At 39.1% G+C, this 22,851-nt stretch carries 22 protein-coding genes, 1 other RNA gene and 1 pseudogene; 11 read left to right on the top strand and 13 right to left on the bottom strand.

All coding sequences use genetic code 11. The features are described 5' to 3' along the window. The first annotated feature begins 177 nt into the window (after nt 1-177). Nucleotides 178-1,098 (top strand): viperin family antiviral radical SAM protein, encoded by a 921-nt coding sequence (locus tag H5123_RS10615; RefSeq protein WP_182697947.1) that lies wholly within the window; start codon nt 178-180, stop codon nt 1,096-1,098. A gap of 9 nt (nt 1,099-1,107) precedes the next feature. Continuing rightward, nucleotides 1,108-1,461, top strand: a complete 354-nt coding sequence (locus H5123_RS10620) for a hypothetical protein (RefSeq protein WP_182697948.1) — start codon at nt 1,108-1,110, stop codon at nt 1,459-1,461. 40 nt (nt 1,462-1,501) lie between these two features. Here H5123_RS10620 and H5123_RS10625 read toward each other — a convergent pair whose 3' ends face one another. The 6 genes and pseudogenes from H5123_RS10625 to smpB all read right to left on the bottom strand — a co-directional run bounded on the left by H5123_RS10625 (nt 1,502) and on the right by smpB (nt 5,865). Next, the gene (locus H5123_RS10625; protein ID WP_259395633.1) at nt 1,502-2,098 is read right to left on the bottom strand and encodes an inovirus Gp2 family protein; all 597 of its coding nucleotides are present in this window, start codon (nt 2,096-2,098) and stop codon (nt 1,502-1,504) included. Nucleotides 2,099-2,350: 252 nt separating this feature from the next. Continuing rightward, the gene (locus H5123_RS10630) at nt 2,351-2,620 is read right to left on the bottom strand and encodes an AlpA family transcriptional regulator (protein ID WP_162022592.1); all 270 of its coding nucleotides are present in this window, start codon (nt 2,618-2,620) and stop codon (nt 2,351-2,353) included. Nucleotides 2,621-2,733: 113 nt separating this feature from the next. Continuing rightward, nucleotides 2,734-3,351, bottom strand: coding sequence for a hypothetical protein (locus tag H5123_RS10635; RefSeq protein ID WP_162022593.1), 618 nt, complete (start codon nt 3,349-3,351; stop codon nt 2,734-2,736). A gap of 8 nt (nt 3,352-3,359) precedes the next feature. Beyond that, a pseudogene (locus H5123_RS10640) lies at nt 3,360-4,597 on the bottom strand (integrase domain-containing protein). A 278-nt stretch (nt 4,598-4,875) separates the two neighbouring features. Further along, nucleotides 4,876-5,231, bottom strand: a transfer-messenger RNA (tmRNA) gene (ssrA, locus tag H5123_RS10645). A gap of 145 nt (nt 5,232-5,376) precedes the next feature. Further along, nucleotides 5,377-5,865, bottom strand: coding sequence for an SsrA-binding protein SmpB (gene smpB / locus H5123_RS10650; protein ID WP_124016830.1), 489 nt, complete (start codon nt 5,863-5,865; stop codon nt 5,377-5,379). Between the two features lie 249 nt (nt 5,866-6,114). On the opposite strand from smpB, the gene H5123_RS10655 reads away from it, so the two are divergent. Both H5123_RS10655 and H5123_RS10660 read left to right on the top strand, forming a co-directional pair. Continuing rightward, on the top strand, nt 6,115-6,552 hold the full coding sequence (locus tag H5123_RS10655; protein ID WP_124016831.1) for an SRPBCC family protein: 438 nt from the start codon (nt 6,115-6,117) through the stop codon (nt 6,550-6,552). After that, nucleotides 6,542-6,877: an RnfH family protein gene (locus H5123_RS10660; RefSeq protein WP_182697950.1), complete on the top strand. Its 336-nt coding sequence runs from the start codon at nt 6,542-6,544 to the stop codon at nt 6,875-6,877. The genes H5123_RS10655 and H5123_RS10660 overlap by 11 nt, the downstream gene beginning before the upstream one ends. A gap of 301 nt (nt 6,878-7,178) precedes the next feature. On the opposite strand, the gene H5123_RS10665 is transcribed toward H5123_RS10660, so the two are convergent. Then, nucleotides 7,179-7,682 (bottom strand): outer membrane protein assembly factor BamE, encoded by a 504-nt coding sequence (locus H5123_RS10665; RefSeq protein WP_124016833.1) that lies wholly within the window; start codon nt 7,680-7,682, stop codon nt 7,179-7,181. Between the two features lie 307 nt (nt 7,683-7,989). On the opposite strand from H5123_RS10665, the gene H5123_RS10670 reads away from it, so the two are divergent. The 6 genes from H5123_RS10670 (at nt 7,990) to H5123_RS10695 (ending at nt 17,821) form a co-directional block, all read left to right on the top strand. Beyond that, complete coding sequence (locus tag H5123_RS10670) at nt 7,990-8,826, top strand: SAM-dependent methyltransferase (RefSeq protein ID WP_182697951.1); 837 nt, start codon at nt 7,990-7,992, stop codon at nt 8,824-8,826. Between the two features lie 329 nt (nt 8,827-9,155). Then, nucleotides 9,156-9,368, top strand: a complete 213-nt coding sequence (locus H5123_RS10675; RefSeq protein WP_124016835.1) for a hypothetical protein — start codon at nt 9,156-9,158, stop codon at nt 9,366-9,368. 6 nt (nt 9,369-9,374) lie between these two features. After that, nucleotides 9,375-11,123, top strand: coding sequence for a GGDEF domain-containing protein (locus H5123_RS10680; protein WP_182697952.1), 1,749 nt, complete (start codon nt 9,375-9,377; stop codon nt 11,121-11,123). 1,689 nt (nt 11,124-12,812) lie between these two features. Beyond that, a complete protein-coding gene (gene aceB / locus H5123_RS10685) occupies nt 12,813-14,465 on the top strand; it encodes a malate synthase A (protein WP_182697953.1) in 1,653 nt (550 codons plus the stop codon). 91 nt (nt 14,466-14,556) lie between these two features. After that, nucleotides 14,557-15,873: an isocitrate lyase gene (gene aceA, locus H5123_RS10690; RefSeq protein ID WP_182697954.1), complete on the top strand. Its 1,317-nt coding sequence runs from the start codon at nt 14,557-14,559 to the stop codon at nt 15,871-15,873. A gap of 493 nt (nt 15,874-16,366) precedes the next feature. Beyond that, entirely contained in the window at nt 16,367-17,821 is a 1,455-nt protein-coding gene (locus H5123_RS10695) for an HDOD domain-containing protein (RefSeq protein WP_182698055.1), read from the top strand. A 125-nt stretch (nt 17,822-17,946) separates the two neighbouring features. Here the strand turns inward: H5123_RS10695 and H5123_RS10700 are convergent, their stop codons facing one another. From H5123_RS10700 to H5123_RS10715, 4 genes are all read right to left on the bottom strand, one after another. Beyond that, nucleotides 17,947-18,552: a nuclear transport factor 2 family protein gene (locus H5123_RS10700; protein WP_182697955.1), complete on the bottom strand. Its 606-nt coding sequence runs from the start codon at nt 18,550-18,552 to the stop codon at nt 17,947-17,949. Nucleotides 18,553-18,597: 45 nt separating this feature from the next. Continuing rightward, the gene (locus H5123_RS10705; RefSeq protein WP_182697956.1) at nt 18,598-19,422 is read right to left on the bottom strand and encodes a M90 family metallopeptidase; all 825 of its coding nucleotides are present in this window, start codon (nt 19,420-19,422) and stop codon (nt 18,598-18,600) included. 345 nt (nt 19,423-19,767) lie between these two features. Next, a complete protein-coding gene (locus H5123_RS10710; protein ID WP_182697957.1) occupies nt 19,768-20,181 on the bottom strand; it encodes a CopG family transcriptional regulator in 414 nt (137 codons plus the stop codon). Further along, complete coding sequence (locus H5123_RS10715; protein WP_182697958.1) at nt 20,141-20,887, bottom strand: AAA family ATPase; 747 nt, start codon at nt 20,885-20,887, stop codon at nt 20,141-20,143. The genes H5123_RS10710 and H5123_RS10715 overlap by 41 nt, the downstream gene beginning before the upstream one ends. Nucleotides 20,888-21,317: 430 nt before the next feature. On the opposite strand from H5123_RS10715, the gene H5123_RS10720 reads away from it, so the two are divergent. Continuing rightward, the gene (locus tag H5123_RS10720; RefSeq protein ID WP_041413444.1) at nt 21,318-21,530 is read left to right on the top strand and encodes a DUF3820 family protein; all 213 of its coding nucleotides are present in this window, start codon (nt 21,318-21,320) and stop codon (nt 21,528-21,530) included. Between the two features lie 192 nt (nt 21,531-21,722). On the opposite strand, the gene H5123_RS10725 is transcribed toward H5123_RS10720, so the two are convergent. Further along, nucleotides 21,723-22,220 (bottom strand): GNAT family N-acetyltransferase, encoded by a 498-nt coding sequence (locus H5123_RS10725; protein ID WP_182697959.1) that lies wholly within the window; start codon nt 22,218-22,220, stop codon nt 21,723-21,725. Nucleotides 22,221-22,277: 57 nt separating this feature from the next. Next, nucleotides 22,278-22,580 (bottom strand): NrfJ, encoded by a 303-nt coding sequence (locus H5123_RS10730; protein WP_124016844.1) that lies wholly within the window; start codon nt 22,578-22,580, stop codon nt 22,278-22,280. Nucleotides 22,581-22,851 lie beyond the last annotated feature (271 nt).

The raw sequence follows: 22,851 nt of genomic DNA on the forward strand, positions 1-22,851 counted from the left end.
CGAAAAGTCAAATGTAACAACTCCCTTGTTCGTTTTCGCATAGGCCGAAATCATCGGCTTATCTTGAACCGCACTTCAACGAATATCGTTTTTCAGCTATTTAACCGTCAAAATTATGAGCGAAACTTTAATAAAAAATTCAGTTCATTAACTGTTGAATGTTAAGGAGGCTGAGTCATGAAATTTATCCACGTAGAACATAAAAATATTAAAGAATTAGTCATCAACTGGCACATCACTGAAGTGTGCAATTATGACTGCAAGTACTGCTTTGCAAAATGGGGACGACCTAAAGAACTACATCGTTCTCTTGAGGACATTGAAAAGTTGCTTGATTACTTAGCTTCATATTTTATCAAAGGTAATTCAACGTTAAAGAGTGAGCTCGGTTACGAAACCGTTCGTCTTAATTTAGCTGGCGGAGAACCAATGATGCTTGGCAGTACATTTTTTATCGTACTGATGCTGGCGAAACAAAAAGGCTTTAAAACCTCAATCATTACGAATGGGCATTATCTAATAAATAGCCGCTTGGATTTTCCTAAGAATGTGTTGGATATGGTTGGTATTAGCTTTGATAGCCAAGATTTAAGTACTCGAGAAAAAATAGGCAGAGTTGATCGTAAAGGCAATTCGCTGAGCGCTGAGGATTTAAAAATCGCATTAGAGGGGTTAATAGAAACTCAAAAAGGCATCAAAACCAAGATCAATACAGTTGTGAATAGCTTAAATTATGAAGAGGACTTTTCATCACTGATTTGTGAGTTAAAGCCTTATAAATGGAAAGTCTTACAAGTAATGCCGTATGGTGCTGATGATTTACTGATCTCAAAAGAAAAGTTTAACCAGTTTGTAGAACGTCATAGTGGCTTAGGACTCCCACTATTTTCTGAGTCGAATTCAACGATGACAGAGTCTTATTTGATGATTGACCCTTTAGGCCGCTTCTATCAAAACTCTGTAAGTTCTATTGGTTACAAGTACAGTGACAGTATCAATCAGTGTGGTGTGGAAAGCGCACTTGCTCAGATAGCGTTTAACCCTAAAACATTTTTATCAAGATATCGTCACATTGATATCGATGTTATCGAGTGTTAGGGGGAAATGATGAAAAGTGAAACTTGTTTTGGAAAAACCTCAGGTAAACCATTAACACAATATTATGATGAAGAAGAGGCTCAAGGAGCCGCTGATTACTCCAAAGAATATTATGGTAATGATTTAAGTCCGTATCATTGCAGTAAATGTGATTTATGGCACTTATCACCCAAAAGTAGACAAACGCCCAGTCAAAAGTGTAATCGTTGTACAGGAGGCTATGGCGTTGAAAAAGAATCATATCGCTCCAAACTCGAGGCACGTTTAAGGGCTAATATTATCTATGATGAACAAGGTATTAGCTTACGAGTCTATAAATGTAAGTATGGTTTTGGATGGCACTTGACGAAGAGTCAGTTTTAGATGGTACAGGTAATGAGCTAGTTCACCATAGTGAGAGAGTCTAGTAATAGCCTGTAAACTCTTTGCTGGTGGGTTTAGGATTAAAAACTATGCGGCTTGCCGCATAGTTTTTGGTTTGCGCGGGCTTTTTTCCTTTTCCTCTCGCTTTTGCGAAATAGCTAACCCTATACAATAGTTTTGCCATATTTTTATTATCACCACGCTGTATTTTGTAATATTGATGTCTTGGATAATAAATAAAACCACCAAGTTCAGACCAAATACGTTTGCTGATAATATTAACCCAGCCTGGGTACATGATGTTTTTACCATCTAAAAGTAGCACGATGTGATAGTGCGGTGATTTTGCTTTTTCTTGCTCGCGTACCCATACATAACCTAAACGGTGTATTTTGTACTTTGCTTTGAGTTGTTTTAATAATCGCCTGAAAAATACAGTAATCTGCTTATTTAGCAGGACGTAGCTTGGTTGGTGAAGATCATAGCGAATGGCCATTAATTTTAAATGATGACTTTGAAAGTTAAAGATTTGTTCAAATGATGATTTAAGTATTGGTGTATAACAGCCTGATGGTCGATTATTTACTTTCCATTGATTTCCTTTGTATGAGTAAAAGTCTGCTATCGATATGTGCATATGTTTTTACCAGAGGCTTGATTTAATTTCTTAATTAAAAAGAAAGACAGATATTATTAAGATCCCCCCCTAATATTCAGGGCCAGTTTAGCTGCAACAACATATGCGGCCTGACTTTTCTGCTCATATTATTTTCATTTTAGGGGGTTAAAAACCTATCAATATTTTCCAGTATTGTCTGTTATAATTTTTTAGTAATATATTCAAGTGGTTGAGGGGAGCACCCTCACCACTTAAATAGATACCTATTATCTATCTTCTCAGCTCATCCCAAGCCTCTTTTCGAGCCTTTACTAGTGTGTCAATATAGTCAGCAAGTAAATCATCTTGTATACCAGCAGCCATTGCTTTGAGAGTTTGATGTATTTCGTACTCAAACCATCCAACAGCTCTACTCCCGAGCTTGATTGGTGGTGGAAGTAGCCCTTCATTGATCCTTTCATGAAGCGTACTTTTGCTGATTGCTAAGATAGAGAGGGCTTCCGGTTTGCGAATGATACGCATATTTTTTGATGTGTTCATAATATAGATTCCTGTAAAAGTGTTAATTGGTTATTACAGGGCTATATTGGAAGTTCTAGTGGTAAATTAGAGGTTTGAATTGATCGCTTTTATCTAGTCAATTCAAACTTGAGTTATTCTAACTTTGGAAATTTATTTAAGCATATTCTGTCGAAGGCACTTTTCCATTTTGATGCATTTTCCATCTTGTCGTCAAAAACTATGGCCAGAAAAGTCACAAAATCTGATGTATCACTAATGGTTATCTTATTATTTTTTTGAAGCCATACATTGTGTAATTGATTAATTAGTTGGCCTTTTCCTGTTGTTAGTTTTAGCTCTATTGGTGGCTCAGTACAGTTGCCGATTAAAGCACTCTTCGGTGGCGTTGCTGCAATAGATATGGATTGTATGACTTGCTCTAATTTAACAATCAAGCTTTGTAATTCATCATTTTTAGTGTCATCAAGTATTAATGGGGCGTTTACTCTGAGATTATTTTTATTATTACCGTTAGCTAATTGAGTATAAATCACATCAATATCAGACATTATGATTGGAAATGAGTTTGCAACAGCCTTAATTTGAGTAAGGCCATCTTGAAAGTGTTTTTTTGCTGTTCTGAGACGTTTAAGTTGTTCGTTATATGTTTTCTCACCTGCTGGATAGTTCTGGCAATATTTAATTATTGAATCGATGTCAGTATCGCTAAAACCTTTTGAGTTCAGCCACTTTTTATTATCTAGAATCATATTAATTCCTAAACTACTCTGAGATTTTTCATACCAATTAAGCTAACGTTACCATTAGCAGCTTGGATAATGTAGTCACTCCACCAGATCATCATTACTCTACGGCGTTCTAAGTAGTCGGTTCTGTTATAAGCACTACGTATCTGATTTTTATCAATATGTGCTAATGCTGTTTCAATAAGATCTGCATCAAACCCTTGCTCATTGAGTGTTGTACTTGCTAGCGAACGGAGGCCATGTGCGGTGGTACGGCCCTTTAACCCCATTCGATTTAATGCAGCGTTTGCTGTTTGCACATTGCAATGTGTTTTAGGGTTTCTTTCTGCAGGGAAAATGTACTCTCTGTGACCGCTGAAATGCTTAATTACTTCAAGTAGCACAATCGTTTGCTCGGTAAGGGGGATAACATGATCACGGCGCATTTTCATTTTATCTGCCGGAATTGACCATAACCGGTCATCAAAATTAATTTCATCCCATCGTGCTGCTGCGGCTTCATTCGGCCGAGTCATGGTATGCAATTGCCATTCAATTAAAAAGCGGGTGACTTTTTTATACTGGCGTTCGCGATAGCCTGCATTAACTCAGGCAATTCATTTGGTTTTAATGCTGCAAGGTGTTCTTTGCGTGGTTTTTTGAATACCGACTTAATACCGGATAAAGGATTTGCATGAATAAGGCCCGTATTGACGGCGTATATCATGACTTCGTTTATGCGTTGGCTTAATCGCTTAACAGTTTCGAGATTACCTTTTGCTTCAACAGGCCTTAATACTTTAATAACCATCGGCGCAGTGATATGGCTGATTGGCGTTTTAGCTAAAGCAGGGAGTAAGTGCAGCTTGAAAGAGCGCCATGTTGAATCAGCATGGTCCAGAGTTATGGATTCTTTCTTAGCTTCAAACCATTGCAGAGCGACTATCTCAAAAGTATGTTCAGTGAGTGCCGCTTTTGCAGCTAGCTCATCAGCTTTATGTTGCTTGGGGTCAGTATCTAACGCGATGAGCGTTCTAGCTTCTTGTGCGAGTTTACGTGCATCAGCAAGAGAAATATCAGGATATGAGCCAAAACTTAGGTTTTGTCTTTTCTTGGTAATTGGATTGACGTAATTGAGAAGCCAAAGCTTAGAACCGTTAGGCTTTACCCTTAACTGCAACCCCGCACCGTCTGCCAGGTTATATTCTTTGTCTTTTGCTTTAGCACTTTTGATTTCTGTATCTGAAAGGGGCTTTGCGAGTCTTGCCATAGTAACACCATCCTTAGTAACACTGACCTGAGTGATTAAAGCGATGTTACTAAATAAATGTAAACCTATAAATTATTGACAGTTATAGGCCTAAATTGTGGTTTTAGTAACATCGAAACGGCTATGTATTTGCCGATGTTACTTCTGATGTTACTAAAAGTTCCGGTTTTCAACAAACGTTATCGTACACAAATGGAGCTGAATTTAACGTAAGTCATTGATTTATGTATTTTACAGACAGAAAAAAAGACGTCCTAAGACGTCTTCGTTCCTTTAATTGGTGGAGGCGGCGGGACTTGAACCCGCGTCCAGAAAGCCTACATCCTCGGCACTACATGTTTAGTCTCTCTTTTATTTAACCAAGCAGTCTCCGAAAGACAGGATGCTACTTGGTGAGTCCGGTACTGTTTCGCGGTTCACCCCCGGACGGAGTTCCCTCGCTAGCACACTGTAATATGACCATCAGAATCCACTGTCCACGTGCGAAACGTGTGGTTGATGGCTAGCTAGCCTAAGCTGCTAGAGAGTAGTTAGAGTCGTTTGCAACTATAACGGTGCGGCTTTTTACGAGGCCAACCGCCCCTCGACATGCTCCTTGGGTTTCGTGAATCCTGTCGAATCCAGAATCGCCCCCAATTGAGTTAACTATAACGCTTTGTGAGATGAATACCTAGTATCCATTAACAAAATATAATCGTTTGTTCACTATCTGTTCGTTATAGGCCTATGTTCAATAACAACTTATCAGTTTTCATCGTTTCAGTGGCCCATTAACAATATTAAGCGTTTTCTTTGTCTTTTTTCATTACGCGGGCTTTTTCGATTTTCCACTCGCGTTCTTTGGTGTCTTCACGTTTATCGTGATCTTTCTTACCTTTACCTAAGCCTATTTCGACTTTTACCCAGGCACCTTTGCGCCAGTACATTGATAAAGGAATTAACGTATAGCCTTGACGTTCGATTAAGCCGGCAAGCTTGTCAATTTCACTGCGCTTTAATAGCAGTTTTTTGGTTCTGATTGGATCGCATATTACATGGGTTGAAGCAGTATTCAGTGGTTGAATAGTACAACCATGCATAAAAGCTTCACCCTCTTTAATATAGACATAACAATCCGATAAATTGACTTTACCCATGCGAATGGACTTAACTTCCCAGCCCATAAGTTGTAATCCCGCTTCGATTTTGTCTTCAATGCGGTATTCAAAGGTCGCGCGTTTATTGCGTGCGATGCTCGCTGAGGCGTTTGCTGATTTCTTTTTTACCATTATTATTACCGTTCTGATTGCCGTTATTGACCTGAAGGATGGTGCTGGACAACCCGCAGTGAGCCCATTTGATAAACTCTATTATGTTTACTAACTATAATAGATATGGGGGAGATTTATGATATTACAACGATTATACCGAGTTTCTTGATGATTGTGTTATTTCCAACGCGATTTAACACTCTCAGAGATGCCTTTTTTGTTTAACGTGATAAAATCCCGCTATTGTATTAAGGATAGTGATGTCAGATGCCTAAGATTTCCAAAAGTATGCTGGTTAGATTTAGTGCCTTAGAAATGTATGATTTAGTCAATGATGTTGAATCGTATCATGCTTTCCTACCTGGATGTGTTGGGGGCAAGGTACTGGAATTTGATGGTAAAACCATGGTGGCATCAGTTGATGTCAGTAAAGCCGGGATCAGTAAAACATTTACTACTCGTAATCAAGTGGTGCAAGCTAAATCTATTTCACTTGAACTGGAAAATGGTCCCTTTAAGTACATGCATGGTCTATGGAAGTTTACTGAACTAACCGAAGATGCATGTAAAGTTGAGTTTGATTTAGATTTTGAATTTTCAAACATGCTGGTTGATATGGCGTTTGGTAAAGTGTTTAAAGATTTAATGTCGTCTATGGTAATGGCGTTTACCGATAGGGCAAAGGTGATTTATCGTGATGAATGAAACAGAAAAGTTTTCGGTAGATGTTATTTATGCATTACCAAAACAGCAGAAAATTATTTCGGTGATGGTGTCTCCAGGTACCACATTTATTGAAGCCGTTAAGCAAAGTGATATGGTTAAATTTTTTCCTGATATTAACCTTGAAGACGTTAAGCTTGGGGTGTTTAGCCGCCAGGCCAAGCATGATGAGGTGCTTGTTCCTGGGCAGCGTGTTGAAATATATCGCCCACTAATTGCCGATCCTAAAGATGTTCGCCGTAAGCGTGCCGAAAAAGCTAAAGATGAAGGTCGTATTAATAAAATAACCGGTGCTAAAGTTAACTAAACTTAGAATAATATACGTTTATCAAAATGTGCTTTAGGCCTTTGAGTATTATCCTTTGGGTCAATGACGAGTTTATCGCAAGTCAATGAATGCAATAAGCAGGGCAAAGTTTGCAAAATAAATCGTCTATGTTAATTTTGAAATAGGTTAAGCACAGTTATTTTGGCTAATTATCCATGTGTTAACGCTAGTTTAAGGTTAACTCGATTGATGTGTGGCAATGAAAAAACGCCAAAAAAAAGCAGGACTCTCATGAGAGGTCCTGCTTTTTTTTGGCATAAATCACATGTTATTGTGTGGCTTATGTTGGTGTATTATCATTTTCTGCCTGGTTCTTTAATGCCGGACGTTGTTCTTCAACTAACGGTTTTGCATCTGGGCGAATTTCAGGTAGTAAAGGCTTCATATCTGGGTCGTTAACGGACGGCAATGAGCTTTGTTCCAGCGGAGTATTAAATTCTTTACTGAGATCGTAATCGCCGCTAACACTGGAAATTGTGTCGCCATTAAAGTGAATGATCAATTCTTTATGAGTAATGCTAGCATCTCGACCACTTTTGAAATGATAGACATAGTACCAAGTGTCATCAGAGAAGCTGTCGCGTAATACTGGGCGACCTAAAATATATTCTGCTTGTGCTTTAGTCATGTCGACACGAAGTTTTTCGACTTGTTGTGTTTCCATATAGTTGCCTTGTGGCACATCTGGTTTATATATTAACCAGTCAAATACACTGCATCCGCTAAGAGATAATGAAAGCGCTACTGCGCTTACAAGGGTAAGACTTTGTTTTTTGTTTATCATTGTCTGCGCTACTTCCTAAATTCTGTCGGTCATCATACCCAAGCTGTCCCTATGCTGACAAGGGTCTATTAAAAGATGTTGTGGCTTTGAGTCAATTTAGCGCCCTAAGTTCCATTTTTTCAGTAAATAAATCTAAGGTAAATTTTCATATTTATTTAACGCATTACAGCAAATGTTGGTAGGATGTTGTTAAATCGTTCAATTTAAACGACCGAACTAAATTATGTCACTATTAAGTGCTATATCTAACTAAGCATTTATTATTAATAACTTTATCCAAGTTGCAGCGTTCAAAAAAGAAACAACAATGACTATTCAGCAATCGCAAAGTGCAACATTATCCAATGTAAAAAAAGGCCGTCTGATTTGTGTTGGAACAGGATTACAGTTAGCAGGGCAAATAGGCGCGTTGAGTTTGAGTTATATTGAGCACGCAGATGTGGTTTTTTCGTTAGTGCCCGATGGTTTTTCTGAACGATGGCTAATGTCGCTTAATTGTGACGTGCGTTCGCTGCAGCCTTATTACGCACAATGCGGCGAGATAAAAAACCGTCGTGCTACTTATGCTGAAATGGTTAATGCTGTTTTGTGTGAAGTACGCCTAGGTAAGTTAGTCGTATGCGCCTTATATGGTCATCCTGGAGTATTTGCTTGTGTTGGGCATTTATCCATAAAACAAGCTCGTTTGGAGGGGTATGATGCGAGTATGTTACCGGGTATTTCTGCGGAAGCTTGTTTGTGGGCTGACTTAGGTATCGATCCTGGTAATAGTGGCCATCAAAGTTTTGAAGCGACTCAGTTCATGATTTATCATCATGTGCCCGATCCTACTACGCATCTTTTACTGTGGCAGATAGCCCTAGCGGGTGAACATACTTTGACTCAATTTAGTACCACTAAAGCGAGGTTACAGATTTTGGTTGAGCACTTAACGCAATGGTATCCTCTTGATCATCAAGTGGTGATATATGAAGCCGCAAATTTGCCGTTTCAATCACCAGTAATCGAGCGCATGGCTTTGTCGTCTTTACCTGAGGCTAGGTTGACCCCAATTAGCACACTATTGATCCCTCCAGCTAAACAGATCACATTAAACCATGAGATGTTGGCTAAGTTAGGTATTACCGAATCAGATATAGGTTAAGTATCTGTTAACATTAAAAGATAATATGGCATAATCGTGCTCTATACTGAACGTTTTGGTTTATATCTTGACCTGATATAGACAGCAGATTAATTGAAGATGAAGTTGCAATTGTTAATTTTTTTATAGTCAGTTTTTTGTTAAAATTGTTAGCCGATACAAGTTAACAACTATCAGCGTTTGTTGTTAAACTGACTTGAGTGTAAAGTACGCACAAGTTTAAAAAGCTAGTTAAATCAGTTGAATGTACTTTATGTGTTGAATTGTCTGATGTTATGTCATTATGCCCATAAATTAACAATAAAATTATTAAAACAGAGAGTGACAATATGTCAAACATGAGTGCCTTTTTTACTGAGCTTGCGACTAATGCCCTGTTATTAGAAGCATATAAGCTTGATCCTCGTGCTGTCATGAAATCAAATGGATTAACACAAGAAGAGATTGACGCTGTAATGTCGGGAGATAAAGCACGTGTGAGCCAGTTAGTTGGTGATAAAGACATGGCTATGTACATGATTATAACTAACCCTACAGAGTAATTATTCTTGCATCATACATCGAGGTATTTTTTTATTATCATCGTGTTGCTTTTTAGCCGCGCGGCGATAGCTGACAATATCGATTATGATAAAGAACTCGATACTATTGAACAATATTTGGCGACAGATACTGGTTATGCAATTAAAAAGATTGAAACCGTATTAGCCTCTGAATCGTCACTTACCTCATCACAACACAGCCGCCTACATAGGTTGGTCGGTTCCAAAGAGCTTTATTTAGGTCATTTTGTCGCAGCAGATAAAGCTTTCGATGAAGCACTGATAGACGGTCCAACTGGTGAAGAACTCACCAATATTTATCTATTGAAAATCACTGCAAATATTGGGCTTAGCAACTACCAAAAAGCCTTTTCTCTTCTGGAAGAAAATCTTTCTCGTATTGATAACTATCAAAACCAAAGTATCAAAATAAAGTCTTATAACCGTCTGATGAATGTGTATTTACAGCTGGGCGCTTATGATGAAATGTTACGTATAGCAAAATTGTCGCTGAATTTAAATCAAGGTAAAGACCCAAAAGATCAATGTTATTCAATGTTATACCTGTCAGTGGCCCATTCAAAGTTAGCTCATTTTGACCAAGCGGATACATTATTTAAAGACACTCAAGCTTATTGTAAAGATCATGGTCTGCCATTAATTGAAATCATGTCTATTAGAGGCTTGGCTACAGTGTTGTTTGATAAAGGACAATATGAGGCTGCAGAAAGTTTGTATCTTGTTGCTTTAGAGCGTTACCAAAAGTTTAAATTTGAAGTTGAGATTAATGAGATAAGGTCTTATTTAAGTGTTATTTATTTTCATTTAGGCGATTACCAACAAGCTGAAATGTATGCGCAAATGGTTAATGCGTTACCTAATAAACCCAGTAACATGATAGTGAAAAAACGAGTTAACGAAACTCTTTCTTTAATTGCAGGTAAACGCGGGCAATTTGATAAAGCATACCAGTTTCAAGTTGTCGCTTCTGCACTTGGCCAGCAGCTGCTTGATGAGCAGAAAGTCAAAGAAAATGCTTATCAAATGGCTCGCTTTGATAGTGTTGAAAAAAGCCGTGAAAATAGCAGTTTGATCCAAGATCACGAGTTACTGATGAAACAAAAAGATTTGTTTATGAAGGAAAAAAGTTCATCTATCATGTTCTCTACTTTACTTGTAGGTCTTTCTGTCGGTTTATTATTGTTATTGATCTCGGCTTGGCTGCAACGTAATCAATTTATGAAACAAGCGCAGCGAGATGGATTAACCGGTATTTTTAATCGCCGTACTGGACAAGAAATGGCGGAAAATGAATTTATTCAAGCTCAAACAATAGGTGAAAGATTCTCTGTTGTGTTAATGGATCTTGATCTATTTAAAAATATTAATGACCAATATGGCCACGGTACAGGTGACTGGGTATTAAAAAAAGTGACTAATGTCATCGAGGGCATGTTGAAACCGACAGATATTTTTACCCGAATGGGCGGCGAAGAGTTTGCTGTCTTTATGCCAAAGCAAGCCGAAGATATGGCTGTTGATTTTGCCGAACGTATCCGTAGTGAGATAGCCAATATTAACACTCGTTTCTCTGGACACGATTTTACGGTCACAGTCAGTTGTGGTGTCAGCACTGTTACTAAAGATGACTTAAGCCTTGATCCTTTAATTCATCGTGCAGATTTAGCCCTTTACCGAGCCAAACATAATGGTCGAAACTGCGTAATATCTTATGACGACACCATGAAGCCTTAATCATCAGCTAAGCTGAGATCATCATCAAAAGTCATCACACAAGCCCTTCGATAGCGACCATGCGTTCTACAACCTCATCACATTATCAGCAATGCAGTCTATGACTAAATGCACACAGCAACAGTAAATGGCATAGTTGTTAATAGGCTACTTTGAAGTGTATAAGCTCAATTTCTGTATAATTGAAAAGCACTTTTTTAGTGTTTGGTTAGCAGCATCCCACAGGTCATCTTACTCTTTGTGCATTTTATTGTTAAAAACGACGGTAATTGTATCGCTATTACGCCATGTGGCGACTTCATTTTTACATAAAAATATTTTGTAAATCATGTGGATAGTACCTAAAGCGAGAATAATACCTTACAACAAACACATTCTATTTAAATAGCAAATACCATTTAGCGGATCTCTTCTGGTGGTGTTTATGGCTTATTTTTAGAGCGTCATCGCTTACGAATAAACCATAATTTGGTCTCACAAACTGCGGCAGATATAAATTGCCTTATATTGCGGCAAATATTGCGGAAAAATTTATCTTGAAGGAGCGACTGTTCTGAATAATATGAGGCGAGTGATATATTCTGCTGCTCGTTAACGGGTAAGATCTTATCAAACAGATAATCTCTATTAAGTAGAGTAGGGGCTAAGAATGAACACCCTATGCACCAAATTGCTTCAAAACAACTCTACCAAATTATTACGACTACGACGAACAAGCACACTCCCCTTTGATTCATTTCTGTGTCTCGTTATTGTTAATCGGTAAATTATCGACTATTTAAGTCACTTTCTGCCCGACCTCAAGCTGAATTTTGGCTGTTTTTCCTATCATCATGAGTTGCAATGCCATTTTCATTGTTTGGCTATTACTGCAATAAATCTCTGCTATTGCACCATTTTGGTTCTCTATTGCCCCATTTGTGATTGTTTTTAATTTTTTTCAAAAAAAATTCACCTTTATTTAAAACAAACCAATATAGCTGAACTTGTTGATCGGGTGACGTAACTCACATTTTTAATGACATTACCGCTGTATTTTTTAACGTTGACGTAAACGTAAATTTAAAACAGTTGTTTAAATTTGGGTTATAAATGGATTTGTTTAAGCTTATGTTTTAAAACAATTAAAAGTGATTACGTACGGGTAAGCTAAAAACGTTATCAAATTGTTTCATTCACGAATATAGACTAAAGTTATGTAAGATAATATTTACAGTTAGTTTTTTTATTACAACCATTTTTACCAAAGTAATTTATTGGTCAATTGGTAAGATGAATTTCTAATGATTGATTTAAAGTATAAGCTCTAAAAATTAAAACTTTTTATAAACAAGTATTTATGTGTGATTTTGTTGTTTGGTATTACCAATTTACTGTGCTGTTGACAGTCGTTTTTAACACGTTTTGGTAAACTGATAACTGTTGCAATTACAAACGTTTTTGGTTAGTTTTTAGTACGAAACAGACATTTGAAAGTTTTTGATTCAAGGTCAGCTTCTTCAACGTCAGCTTCAACTTAATCTTATGAGTAAGCGGTTACTGGGCTCGATAAAAAGCATTCAATCGTTAAGTACAACAGTGATTCAGTTGATACAAGAATGTGGCATAAATGAGTTAGCAGTAGATAGCGTTATACAGTGAAGCATGACCACCAATATCAAAACAGACAGCATTTAGGGAGCCATTATTATGACGGCAGAACAACTAGTAGCCCAGTACAGTAAGTCCACAGCAAATGCTGATGATTCGGTTAAAACCGATCTCACTTTTATTGGCCCCACTGTTAATGGCCAAGAAGAGGTTTTTAATTCTGGTGCCGTGGCTTTCCTTGATTCGTTATGTGCCAAGTTTGTTGATGAAGTGCCAGAACTACTAAAACTGCGTAAGCAAAAGCAAGCACGTATTGATAATGGCGAGCTACCAGACTTTTTACCTGAAACCCGTGCAATACGAGATGGCAATTGGACTATCCGTGGTATGCCTAATGATTTGACCGACAGACGAGTTGAAATTACTGGCCCGGTTGATCGTAAGATGATCATTAATGCCTTAAACGCCAATGTAAAAGTGTTTATGGCTGATTTTGAAGATTCATTAGCACCGAGCTGGCAAAAGATTGTTGAAGGTCAGATTAACCTTCGCGATGCCGTTCGTGGTGATATTGATTTTACCGCTCCAGAAACCGGTAAGCATTACTCGTTAAATCCAGATCCAGCAGTGTTAATTGCTCGTGTACGTGGTTTACATCTTATTGAAAAACACATTGAGTATAAAGGCACACCTATACCTGGTGGTTTAGTTGATTTTGCGATGTATTTTTATCACAACTACCGTCAACTTTTAGCGAAAAATTCAGGGCCTTATTTTTATATTCCTAAGCTAGAAAGTCATGTGGAAGCACGTTGGTGGGCTAAAGTGTTTGCGTTTGTTGAAGAGCGTTTCTGCTTAGAACCTGGCACGATTAAATGTACCTGTTTAATTGAGACCTTGCCTGCAGTGTTTGAAATGGAAGAGATTCTTTATGAGCTTCGTTCAAACATAGTCGCACTAAACTGCGGTCGCTGGGACTATATCTTTAGTTACATAAAAACCTTAAAAAATTATCCAGATCGTGTTTTACCAGACCGTCAAGCAGTCACCATGGACACCAAGTTTTTAAGTGCCTATTCACGCTTATTGATTAAAACCTGCCATAAGCGTGGTGCATTAGCGATGGGCGGAATGGCGGCATTTATTCCAGCAAAAGATGAAGCGACTAACGATCTGGTATTGCAAAAAGTACGTGGTGATAAAGAATTAGAAGCTCGCAATGGCCACGATGGCACTTGGGTGGCTCATCCTGGTTTAGCTGATACCGCAATGAAAATTTTCAATGATTACATTGGTGGTGATAGAACCAATCAATTGCACATTACTCGTGATGTTGATGCGCCGATTTTAGCCAGTGAGTTACTTGAACCTTGCGATGGTGAAAAAACCGAAGCGGGCATGCGTTTGAATATTCGCATTGCATTGCAGTACATCGAAGCATGGATCCAGGGCAATGGTTGCGTACCCATTTACGGTTTGATGGAGGATGCTGCTACGGCAGAAATATCACGCACCTCTATTTGGCAATGGATTCAACATGGCAAAAGTCTATCAAATGGCAAGCTTGTCACTAAAGCATTATTTAAAGATATGTTGAAAGAAGAAATGGCCAACGTTAAGAAGGAACTCGGCGCAGAACGCTTTAATGCAGGCCAGTTCGCTAAAGCATCAACGTTATTTGAACAAATTACTACCTCAGATGAGTTAGTTGATTTCTTAACATTACCCGGATACGAACTGTTAACGGCTTAATGCCAGTAACAGAATATTAATTACAACACGACTGAATTAAGCAAAGTTGAACGATTCACTTTGCTACCCTCACACAGAAAGGAGCGACACTATGACTACACAACTAACTCGTCAGCAACAGGTTGATGCAATTAAGAAAGATTGGGCTGAAAATCCACGTTGGAAATCTGTTAAGCGTCCTTTTACTGCTGAAGAAGTTGTCGCATTACGTGGATCTGTTGTACCAGAAAACACGATTGCTAAAATGGGTGCTGCAAAATTGTGGGAACTGGTTAACGGCGGCGCTAAAAAAGGCTACGTAAACTCGCTGGGTGCACTTACTGGTGGTCAAGCAGTACAACAAGCAAAAGCAGGTATCGAAGCAATATACCTATCAGGCTGGCAGGTTGCTGCGGACGCTAACTTAGCGGGCACCATGTATCCTGATCAATCACTTTACCCAGCAAACTCAGTTCCAGCGGTTGTGAGCCGTATTAATAACTCATTCCGCCGAGCTGACCAAATTCAATGGGGCAAAGAAGTTAATCCTGGTGATGACAATTATACTGATTATTTTTTACCAATCGTTGCAGATGCTGAAGCCGGTTTTGGTGGCGTACTGAATGCTTTCGAACTAATGAAGTCGATGATTGATGCTGGTGCTGCTGGGGTTCACTTTGAAGACCAACTCGCGTCGGTTAAAAAGTGTGGTCACATGGGCGGTAAAGTTCTTGTTCCAACCCAAGAAGCAGTACAAAAGCTTGTGGCTGCGCGTTTAGCTGCAGATGTGAGCGGTGTTGATACGTTAGTTATTGCACGTACTGATGCCAATGCTGCAGATTTAATGACTTCTGATTGTGATGAATATGACCGTGACTTTGTAACTGGCGAACGCACTAGCGAAGGTTTCTACCGTGTTAAAGCTGGTTTAGACCAAGCCATTTCTCGTGGTCTTGCGTATGCTCCGTATGCTGATTTAATTTGGTGTGAAACGGCTAAACCTTGTCTTGAAGAAGCTAAGAAGTTTGCTGATGCTATTCATGCTAAGTACCCAGATCAACTATTAGCTTATAACTGTTCTCCATCATTTAACTGGAAGAAGAACCTAGATGACGTCACGATTGCTAAATTCCAGCAAGAGCTGTCTAACATGGGTTACAAGTATCAGTTCATCACGTTAGCGGGCATTCATAACATGTGGTACAACATGTTCGATTTAGCCTATGACTATGCTCGCGGTGAAGGCATGAAGCATTATGTTGAAAAAGTTCAAGAACTTGAATTTGCTGCGGCTAAGAAAGGTTATACCTTCGTATCGCATCAGCAAGAAGTGGGTACTGGTTACTTTGACCAAGTCACAACCTGTATTCAAGGTGGTAAATCATCAGTAACAGCGCTAACAGGTTCTACTGAAGAAGAACAGTTTTAACCTATAGTCCCAACCGTTTTACAAGTTTAGTCACTTTGTGGCTGTTGTAACCCCGTGCAGCTCACCTACAGGCAGCACGGGATTTTTATCCAAGGATGTTGGATTATAAGTTTTACTTAGTTGTTAATCCTGATTGTTTGGCTACTTCCTACCCGTAAGCTTTTTAACCACATTATTTGTGATTGCGGCTCTTGTGAGCCGTTTTTTTTTGCTTAATTTGTATCTCATGCTTGTTACTCTGCACATCAAACAGATTCAACTCAAATTACGTTCACTAAAATATAAATAAAGTGACGCAGTTAGTACATCATTTACTAACCATGAGAGTGATTGCGACTTATTCATTGGTTTATTGCCACGTCATTTGAAAGCAAATAACGTTGTTTTACTTTGATACGTGAGCTTGCTCTAATGACAATCTCTACAAGACACTGTGTTGAAATTGAGTATACTAAATCAATGTTTGTTACATTTAGGTTAAATTTTGAAGGCGATGACTCAGCAAAAAGGGGCTGATTATTGGACCAAGCGTATCAGTGATCAAGAAATGCCTGCATTATGTTCCACAGTGCGTGATTTAGAAAAGCTGGCTAAAGACGATGTCTCTTCGTTATCTTTACTCGGTCGAAGTGTCATGCACGACAACGCACTTACCTCGCGAATTTTGCGAGTAGCAAACAGTGCTACCTACAATAAAGGTATTAATCCGGTGTCGACTGTCAGCCGCGCAGCCGTAGTACTCGGATTTGATACTATTCGTAATATTTGCATTACCGCAAAACTACTGACCAGTTTACTCGAAAACAAACATCTGAGTGCCAGTGTTTATCAACGCTTGTTAAAGCTGATGGCGCAATCTTTTCAGGCGGCCATGCTCGCCAGAATGATGATGAGCGATCGAGGAGAATCGTTACGTGAAGAAGTTTTTATCGCTTCTTTGTTGTATCGCATCGGTGAAAGTGCTTTTTGGAGCATGGGCGGTGAGCTAACCGAACAGCTAGATAAAAAACTGTTATCAACCGATGATAAAATAGAGCAAAACTCATTGATACGAGCTGAACTTGGTACGTCATTTATTCAGCTTACCCAGAGTATTGCCAGAAGCTGGGGTTTAGGTGACGTGTTAATTAAATCGTTAACGCAGCCAGATGAACGTATGCCCGAAATCCGTTGTATTTTTTTAGCCGATAAGTTATCGGAGATAGTATCGCAACCTAACGTTAATGCTGAAGAGTTGCATAAGCGCTTATCCCAAGCCGCAGATATGTTAGACATCAGTGTAGCTAAATTTACTGAAAAGTTTATTGATTGCAGTGAAACAACCCATAAGTTAGCTATCGAATACGGTGCTAAAGCGATTGTGTCTTATTTACCTCATACCGCTAATGTATTAGACAATATTGATGCCCCAGTTGTGCCTTCTGAGGTGCGTGAAACCAATCACGCTTATCAATTAAGTAAACTGAGGCAATTAACCCATTACGCTGCGGTAAAAACTGATTTTAATCAAATCATGCATACGACATTAGAGGGCATGCTGGCCGGTGTTGGTTTGGATCGATGCGGTGTATTGTTATTATCACCGAGTCGTAAACTATTACAGCCAAGAGTGATGATGGGCGATGGCGCTGAATTATTAAAGCAAGCGTTTGTGATTGAACTTGATGATCCCCAATCGGTCTTTACTCAGTGCATTGGGCAAAAAAAGAGCTTTTGGGTTAATGCACCAACCAGCAATGAATGCAAAGTACAAGTAGATGATGTGCTTGTGGAGCGATTTTCCCAAAATGGATTTCTATTAGCCCCATTATCTGTTGGAAATAAAGTATTAGGCTTGTTTTATGCTGATAGGTTGGGCTCTGGGCGTCATTTTGAACAAGACGATTTTGACAGTTTTACTCACTTTAGTGAGTTGGCAAATGTGTGTTTTGCGGTGTCGATGGCATAACAAGGCTATTTAGTTATTGACTATTATTGGGTGAATTAAAGATTTATCAATGGATATTAAGCATCTGCTCTTAAACAAAAGGGTGACCGTGATAATAAACAATGGTCACCCTGATGAACTTATGATTATTGCATAATTAAGCTAGTAATACGTTTAGCTTTGTCGTTTGGTATCGGAAAGCTCAAATGATATTGTGCTATTTTCCAACCATCAACCGTTTGAACTAATGCACCTGTTCCTCGGCTAATGCCATACTCTGGGCTATAAAGCTGTTCGTCAAATACAATGGTATCGTCAATTTGCAGTAAGTGACGAGACTTTACATCGTAACGCCAACCTTGAGTGGGTTTGGCATAACGTTCAAACTCAAGCATATCCCATCGTTCTGACTTATCGGTACCAATAAACACTGCTTGTGGGTGATAAAGACTAAAATAAGTCGTCCAGTCAGCTGCTGCTGCGCTTTCATGTAATTGGTTTAATAAAGCGCTGACGGCTTGGCTGTCCTTTGCAGATAAACCTTGGCTGTCAATTAATTCATTTGCCTGGCTAATATTCTTAATCACGGCTTCGCTTTCGGAGCTTACTTGTTGGCTCACTTGCTTGTTTTTTGGTTCGGTTTGGCTTTGACCAAGTGTGGTGTCATCGGCTTCTGTTGCATGCAAGTCGAAGGCTGCTACTGTGGTCATTAACACCGCAATAAATCCAAGTCTGTTAATGATTGATTGCATAGTATTCCTTTTACGTTATGAATTATTATTATGTTGATGACTTGTCTAATGCCAATTTATTGGATCTAGCTGATAAAACTGGCTCAATTCTTTATATAATTGATTATGTTGCTGGTAAAACTCAATAGGTCGTTCAAAAAATGTTTCACTTATTACAGCAAAAAACTCTGCGGGATTAGTTGCGCCGTAATAATTGAATAATGACGGGATATGCTGTTGAGCGCAATGCTGAAGTTGTTTAAATTCCTGCCCCAGAGTAGCAGACCAAGAACGATATGAGGTGAAATCTCGTAAAGGAGGCGCACCATTGGCGCTGCCATCTTCTTGGTCAAGTTGGTGAGCAAATTCATGAATAACCACATTGCTGCCATCAAACGGATCTGCAGCGCCTTCTACAGTGCTGTTCCATGACAACACTACCTTGCCATATTCCCAAGATTCACCCAGTAACACATTACGCTGAGTAGAATACACGCCTGCTATATCAGTGCGGTTTTGATGAACAATAAATGCACTTGGGTAGACCAAAATTTGTTTCAGTTTAGGATAGTAATCAGTTTTTCGATTGAGCAATAATAAACAGGCTTGGGCTGCTATGGTGACTTTTACTTCGTCATTTATGTCGAATCCGTCACAACCGACGAATTGTTTCTCACTAATAAACACTTGGATATGCTTTTTAAGCTGTAGCTGCAAGTCTGTTGGCATAGCTTTAAAGTAAGGAAAGCGCTTTTTTAATATATTACGCCATAGTGTTGGAAATGGTTTGCTAGCCACTATGCTACGTTGACGATTGAGGCGCCATTGACTACTGGTAATCCATCCAATAGCGGTCATTGATATAATGAGCAATGTTACAATCGCGATCATAGAAGGATCCTAATAGTCAAAAAGGTTTTTTTGGTTTTTATTTCAAGCTTATATCTGTGCTGACAAGTTTTCGCACTACTCCGTGATGTTATTCGATAGCTTTAGCTGTGTTTGTTATAAAATTTTGCCCTATGTGAGATTAATGGGGCTGTTTGTAAACAAATTCAAGCTTTAGCAAAAATTAACTCTAGGTGCTGGGCAAATATTAACTTGTGCAGCGGTATGAGAGGTTGAGTTTTTAGAAAAAAGCACTGGCTAATAAATATGACCCTCATATTTATTAGCCAGTGAAAGGGTGGGGGGAGAAAGGGGAACATCCTGACCAATCACAAAGTAAATTAACGATTAATCTTTAAAATTAGCTTCTAAGCTTTTTTGTTGTAGTGGCGATAAGCTGAAATATTGTGAAATCAATTGTCTAATCAGTTTTGACTTTGCTATGCCGCCTTGCTGGCTCAGCAAGGCTAACTGAGTGATAGCTGTCTCGCTTAAAGTATAAGTGCAGCGCTTATAAGGTTGCTTTTTGTTGTTGCTATTTGATTTTATTGCACCCAATTTCTGCGGGTATTTACGCTGTAGAAAATCAATTATATTCGTTTGACTCTCGGTGCCAACAACCTCAGAGGTTGCCGCATGTCGAGACCCACCTTTACCGGCGGCGTAGAGATCTGCAGCTGCAATAAAGTCATCAATTGATACTGCGATGTTATTGGTTTGCTTACATGACGAAGCGTTTTTCTTGAGATCGGCTAGTCCCATAATTTCCTCCCAATGTGGTCACATTCGATGCAGTATTGCGCTGTTTAAGGAGTTGCTTTGCATCGGTAATCTCAAGTAATTCGCAAGCAATACTGCGCATCTCTTCTGCTGCTTTACCTTTGGGTTCTAATTCAAATACTGATAAGCCCGATTCTTCACTGTCGTCATAAATGTTACGACTGTAGTTAACTGCATCTAATACGTTAATATCGTAAGTACGACAAACATCTTTTGCTTCGCTGATTCGACTTGCTTGGTTAGGTAAGCTCGGGCATTGTGTGATTACAAATGATGCTTTCATTTTGGGATTTATCATCAAACAAGTGGACACGATATCGTCCATGTGGCTGACCGTTTTCAAGTCGCGACGTTTTGGTCTTAACGGCATTAATACATGTGATGCAACTGACATAGATGCTCGTAAGGCAAGGTTATCTTGACCACCACAATCGACAATTACATAGTCATAATGTTGCTCTAAGCTGAGGAGGTCATTACGGATTTTGCCATAAAGCTGTACGCAGTTTATCGCCGATAATTTGGGGTTGTTGTTACGAGCCTGGATCCAGTCTGATGTTGTTCTTTGTGGATCGCAGTCGACCATAATCACGCAGGCATCTGCCTCTTGGGTCAGGAACACCGCAATATTTTGCGCTAAACAGCTTTTACCGCTGCCGCCTTTCTCACCACCTACTAATATGATCATCTATACAGCCCTCCCAACCAAGTTTGTTACTTACCTAAAAATAATTCTAAACTCACTTTAAATACTGAATTAGGTTTGGTCAATTAGCTGATTTTTGACAGTTTTTTATAAATGTCGCCTAGATGTTTAATTGACTAAATTAGCTTGTACGGCAAAAAATTGACAACATGGTGTCGCACGCTGGAATGTTATTTAAAAGTTAAACTTTATAATCACTTAAAGCACTTTACTGAGGAACATGTACCCCATTACTGGCCAGCTAATTTGGCATATTATGCTTTCATACCTTGTTGATACACTTTTTACATCTTATTTTTACTTTTGTTATTCGAAATTGATATAAGTAATAGTTGGCGCTATGAGGGACTTTTTTACGGTTTGCAGCGTGTTACACTTGGGTTTTAGCCATCAAAGCTGTGGGACCGAAGTCATGAATGAACAACAATTATTAGAAGCGATTAATCAAACCATGCCATTTGGTAAATATGCTGGCCGTAAGTTACTGCAGTTACCTGAACCTTATTTAGTGTGGTTTCATTCAAAAGGCTTTCCAGAAGGTAAGCTTGGTGAGCAGCTTGCATTAATGTATGAAGTGAAGCTCAATGGACTAGAAGAAATGCTGCAACCGCTTTTAAAGCGGTGACCTTGGTAATAAGCGATGGCAAGCGATAACGAACGTAACAGCCCAGAGGCTAGGGCGGACTGCGTCCTGCTAGATCGCTACGCTGCTAAATAAAGCGGCCAAAGCGTTCGCTCGTTATCATCCTAGCATCTTGGCTTTTAACACTTATACCGTTACCGCTAGTTACCGCCCTTTTGAGGCCTCTCGTGGCGCTCAGAGCGCTTTTTTCATGTAAAAACCGGTGAAAGTTTGGCCACGTTTTTGTTGGTAGCTGACTTGTTGTAAGGCAAAACCCATGGTCTCAAACAAAGCTCTAGATAAATATGACGCATCCACACTGACAAATGGATATTGTTGCTGCTGTGCCCAATGTTCAAGGTGTTGGTATAGCGAGCTTGCTATACCTTGATTTTGGAAGTTGGGGTGCACGTATAAACAGTCAATATAACCTTGGTGGTTAAAATGAGTTTCTAGGCTAATAAAACCGATGACCTGTTGCTTGTTTAATGCAATCCAAGCTTTATTTCGTTTGTATTGTAATTGCCAGAACTTAGCTGAACGGGGGGCTAATGACCATGCATCAAGTTTTAGTTTCGGGTATCTCGGATGTTCAATACCTTGCACAGCAGTATGGTATAACTGGCTTACTTGAGTAGCGTAGGACGCTGAAAAATCAACGATTTGACTTGGTTGATTTATTGAGTTTTTCATAAAAAAGACCAATCGGTAAGATTGGTCAATTATGTAAGATTTTTGCGATAAAACGTACTATTTTTTATTAATGTTGCCAACAAACATGATTTTATCAAATGTTCTGTTTAGGCTTGAACTTTTAAAATCGGTCATCCACATTTGCTCAGACACTTCAACTTTATCGCCTTTATTCACTTCAGTTTGTGGGCCTGCTGCCCAGTATGTTTTGTCGGCTTCTTTTAGCTGAACATAGGTGTAACCGCCACCATTCATAGTGTCGATGACTTCTGCTTGATGCAAAGCACCTTGTGCCCACACAGAGGAAACACCTAAAGCCAAAGTGGCTGCGGCAGCAAATGCGATTAATTTAGCTTTCATGTATGTATTCCTATTTTATCTACAGATGACACTGGATAACGAGATTGGCTCAATTTTATGCTATTTAACCATCTCAGCTGATTATGGTCTGTGATCTAGCACGAATAATTGTTATCTGCCAGCGGTTAGGTATTACCACTAGATGGTTTAATCGTGATGGCTAATGAAGTGAACATTAGCAAATAGTTGCCCACTCTTAAGTTGTCGATACCGGCTGACAAAGTCGTAAAAGCCGCTGGCAGCGTTTGAGTGTGCCAGTGGCTAGGTATTA

Source organism: Shewanella sp. SR43-4 (assembly GCF_014163845.1).
GTDB classification, from domain to species: Bacteria; Pseudomonadota; Gammaproteobacteria; order Enterobacterales; family Shewanellaceae; genus Shewanella; species Shewanella vesiculosa.

Coding starts and splice junctions, on each gene's coding strand:
- H5123_RS10720 (WP_041413444.1), top strand. CDS start 21,318: ATGAATGAACAACAATTATTAGAAGCGATTAATCAAACCATGCCATTT.
- H5123_RS10730 (WP_124016844.1), bottom strand. CDS start 22,580: ATGAAAGCTAAATTAATCGCATTTGCTGCCGCAGCCACTTTGGCTTTA.
- H5123_RS10670 (WP_182697951.1), top strand. CDS start 7,990: ATGACTATTCAGCAATCGCAAAGTGCAACATTATCCAATGTAAAAAAA.
- H5123_RS10695 (WP_182698055.1), top strand. CDS start 16,367: ATGACTCAGCAAAAAGGGGCTGATTATTGGACCAAGCGTATCAGTGAT.
- H5123_RS10675 (WP_124016835.1), top strand. CDS start 9,156: ATGTCAAACATGAGTGCCTTTTTTACTGAGCTTGCGACTAATGCCCTG.
- H5123_RS10705 (WP_182697956.1), bottom strand. CDS start 19,422: ATGATCGCGATTGTAACATTGCTCATTATATCAATGACCGCTATTGGA.
- H5123_RS10630 (WP_162022592.1), bottom strand. CDS start 2,620: ATGAACACATCAAAAAATATGCGTATCATTCGCAAACCGGAAGCCCTC.
- H5123_RS10635 (WP_162022593.1), bottom strand. CDS start 3,351: ATGATTCTAGATAATAAAAAGTGGCTGAACTCAAAAGGTTTTAGCGAT.
- H5123_RS10700 (WP_182697955.1), bottom strand. CDS start 18,552: ATGCAATCAATCATTAACAGACTTGGATTTATTGCGGTGTTAATGACC.
- H5123_RS10620 (WP_182697948.1), top strand. CDS start 1,108: ATGAAAAGTGAAACTTGTTTTGGAAAAACCTCAGGTAAACCATTAACA.
- smpB (WP_124016830.1), bottom strand. CDS start 5,865: ATGGTAAAAAAGAAATCAGCAAACGCCTCAGCGAGCATCGCACGCAAT.
- H5123_RS10655 (WP_124016831.1), top strand. CDS start 6,115: ATGCCTAAGATTTCCAAAAGTATGCTGGTTAGATTTAGTGCCTTAGAA.
- H5123_RS10725 (WP_182697959.1), bottom strand. CDS start 22,220: ATGAAAAACTCAATAAATCAACCAAGTCAAATCGTTGATTTTTCAGCG.
- H5123_RS10665 (WP_124016833.1), bottom strand. CDS start 7,682: ATGATAAACAAAAAACAAAGTCTTACCCTTGTAAGCGCAGTAGCGCTT.
- H5123_RS10615 (WP_182697947.1), top strand. CDS start 178: ATGAAATTTATCCACGTAGAACATAAAAATATTAAAGAATTAGTCATC.
- H5123_RS10625 (WP_259395633.1), bottom strand. CDS start 2,098: ATGCACATATCGATAGCAGACTTTTACTCATACAAAGGAAATCAATGG.
- H5123_RS10710 (WP_182697957.1), bottom strand. CDS start 20,181: ATGGGACTAGCCGATCTCAAGAAAAACGCTTCGTCATGTAAGCAAACC.
- aceA (WP_182697954.1), top strand. CDS start 14,557: ATGACTACACAACTAACTCGTCAGCAACAGGTTGATGCAATTAAGAAA.
- H5123_RS10715 (WP_182697958.1), bottom strand. CDS start 20,887: ATGATCATATTAGTAGGTGGTGAGAAAGGCGGCAGCGGTAAAAGCTGT.
- aceB (WP_182697953.1), top strand. CDS start 12,813: ATGACGGCAGAACAACTAGTAGCCCAGTACAGTAAGTCCACAGCAAAT.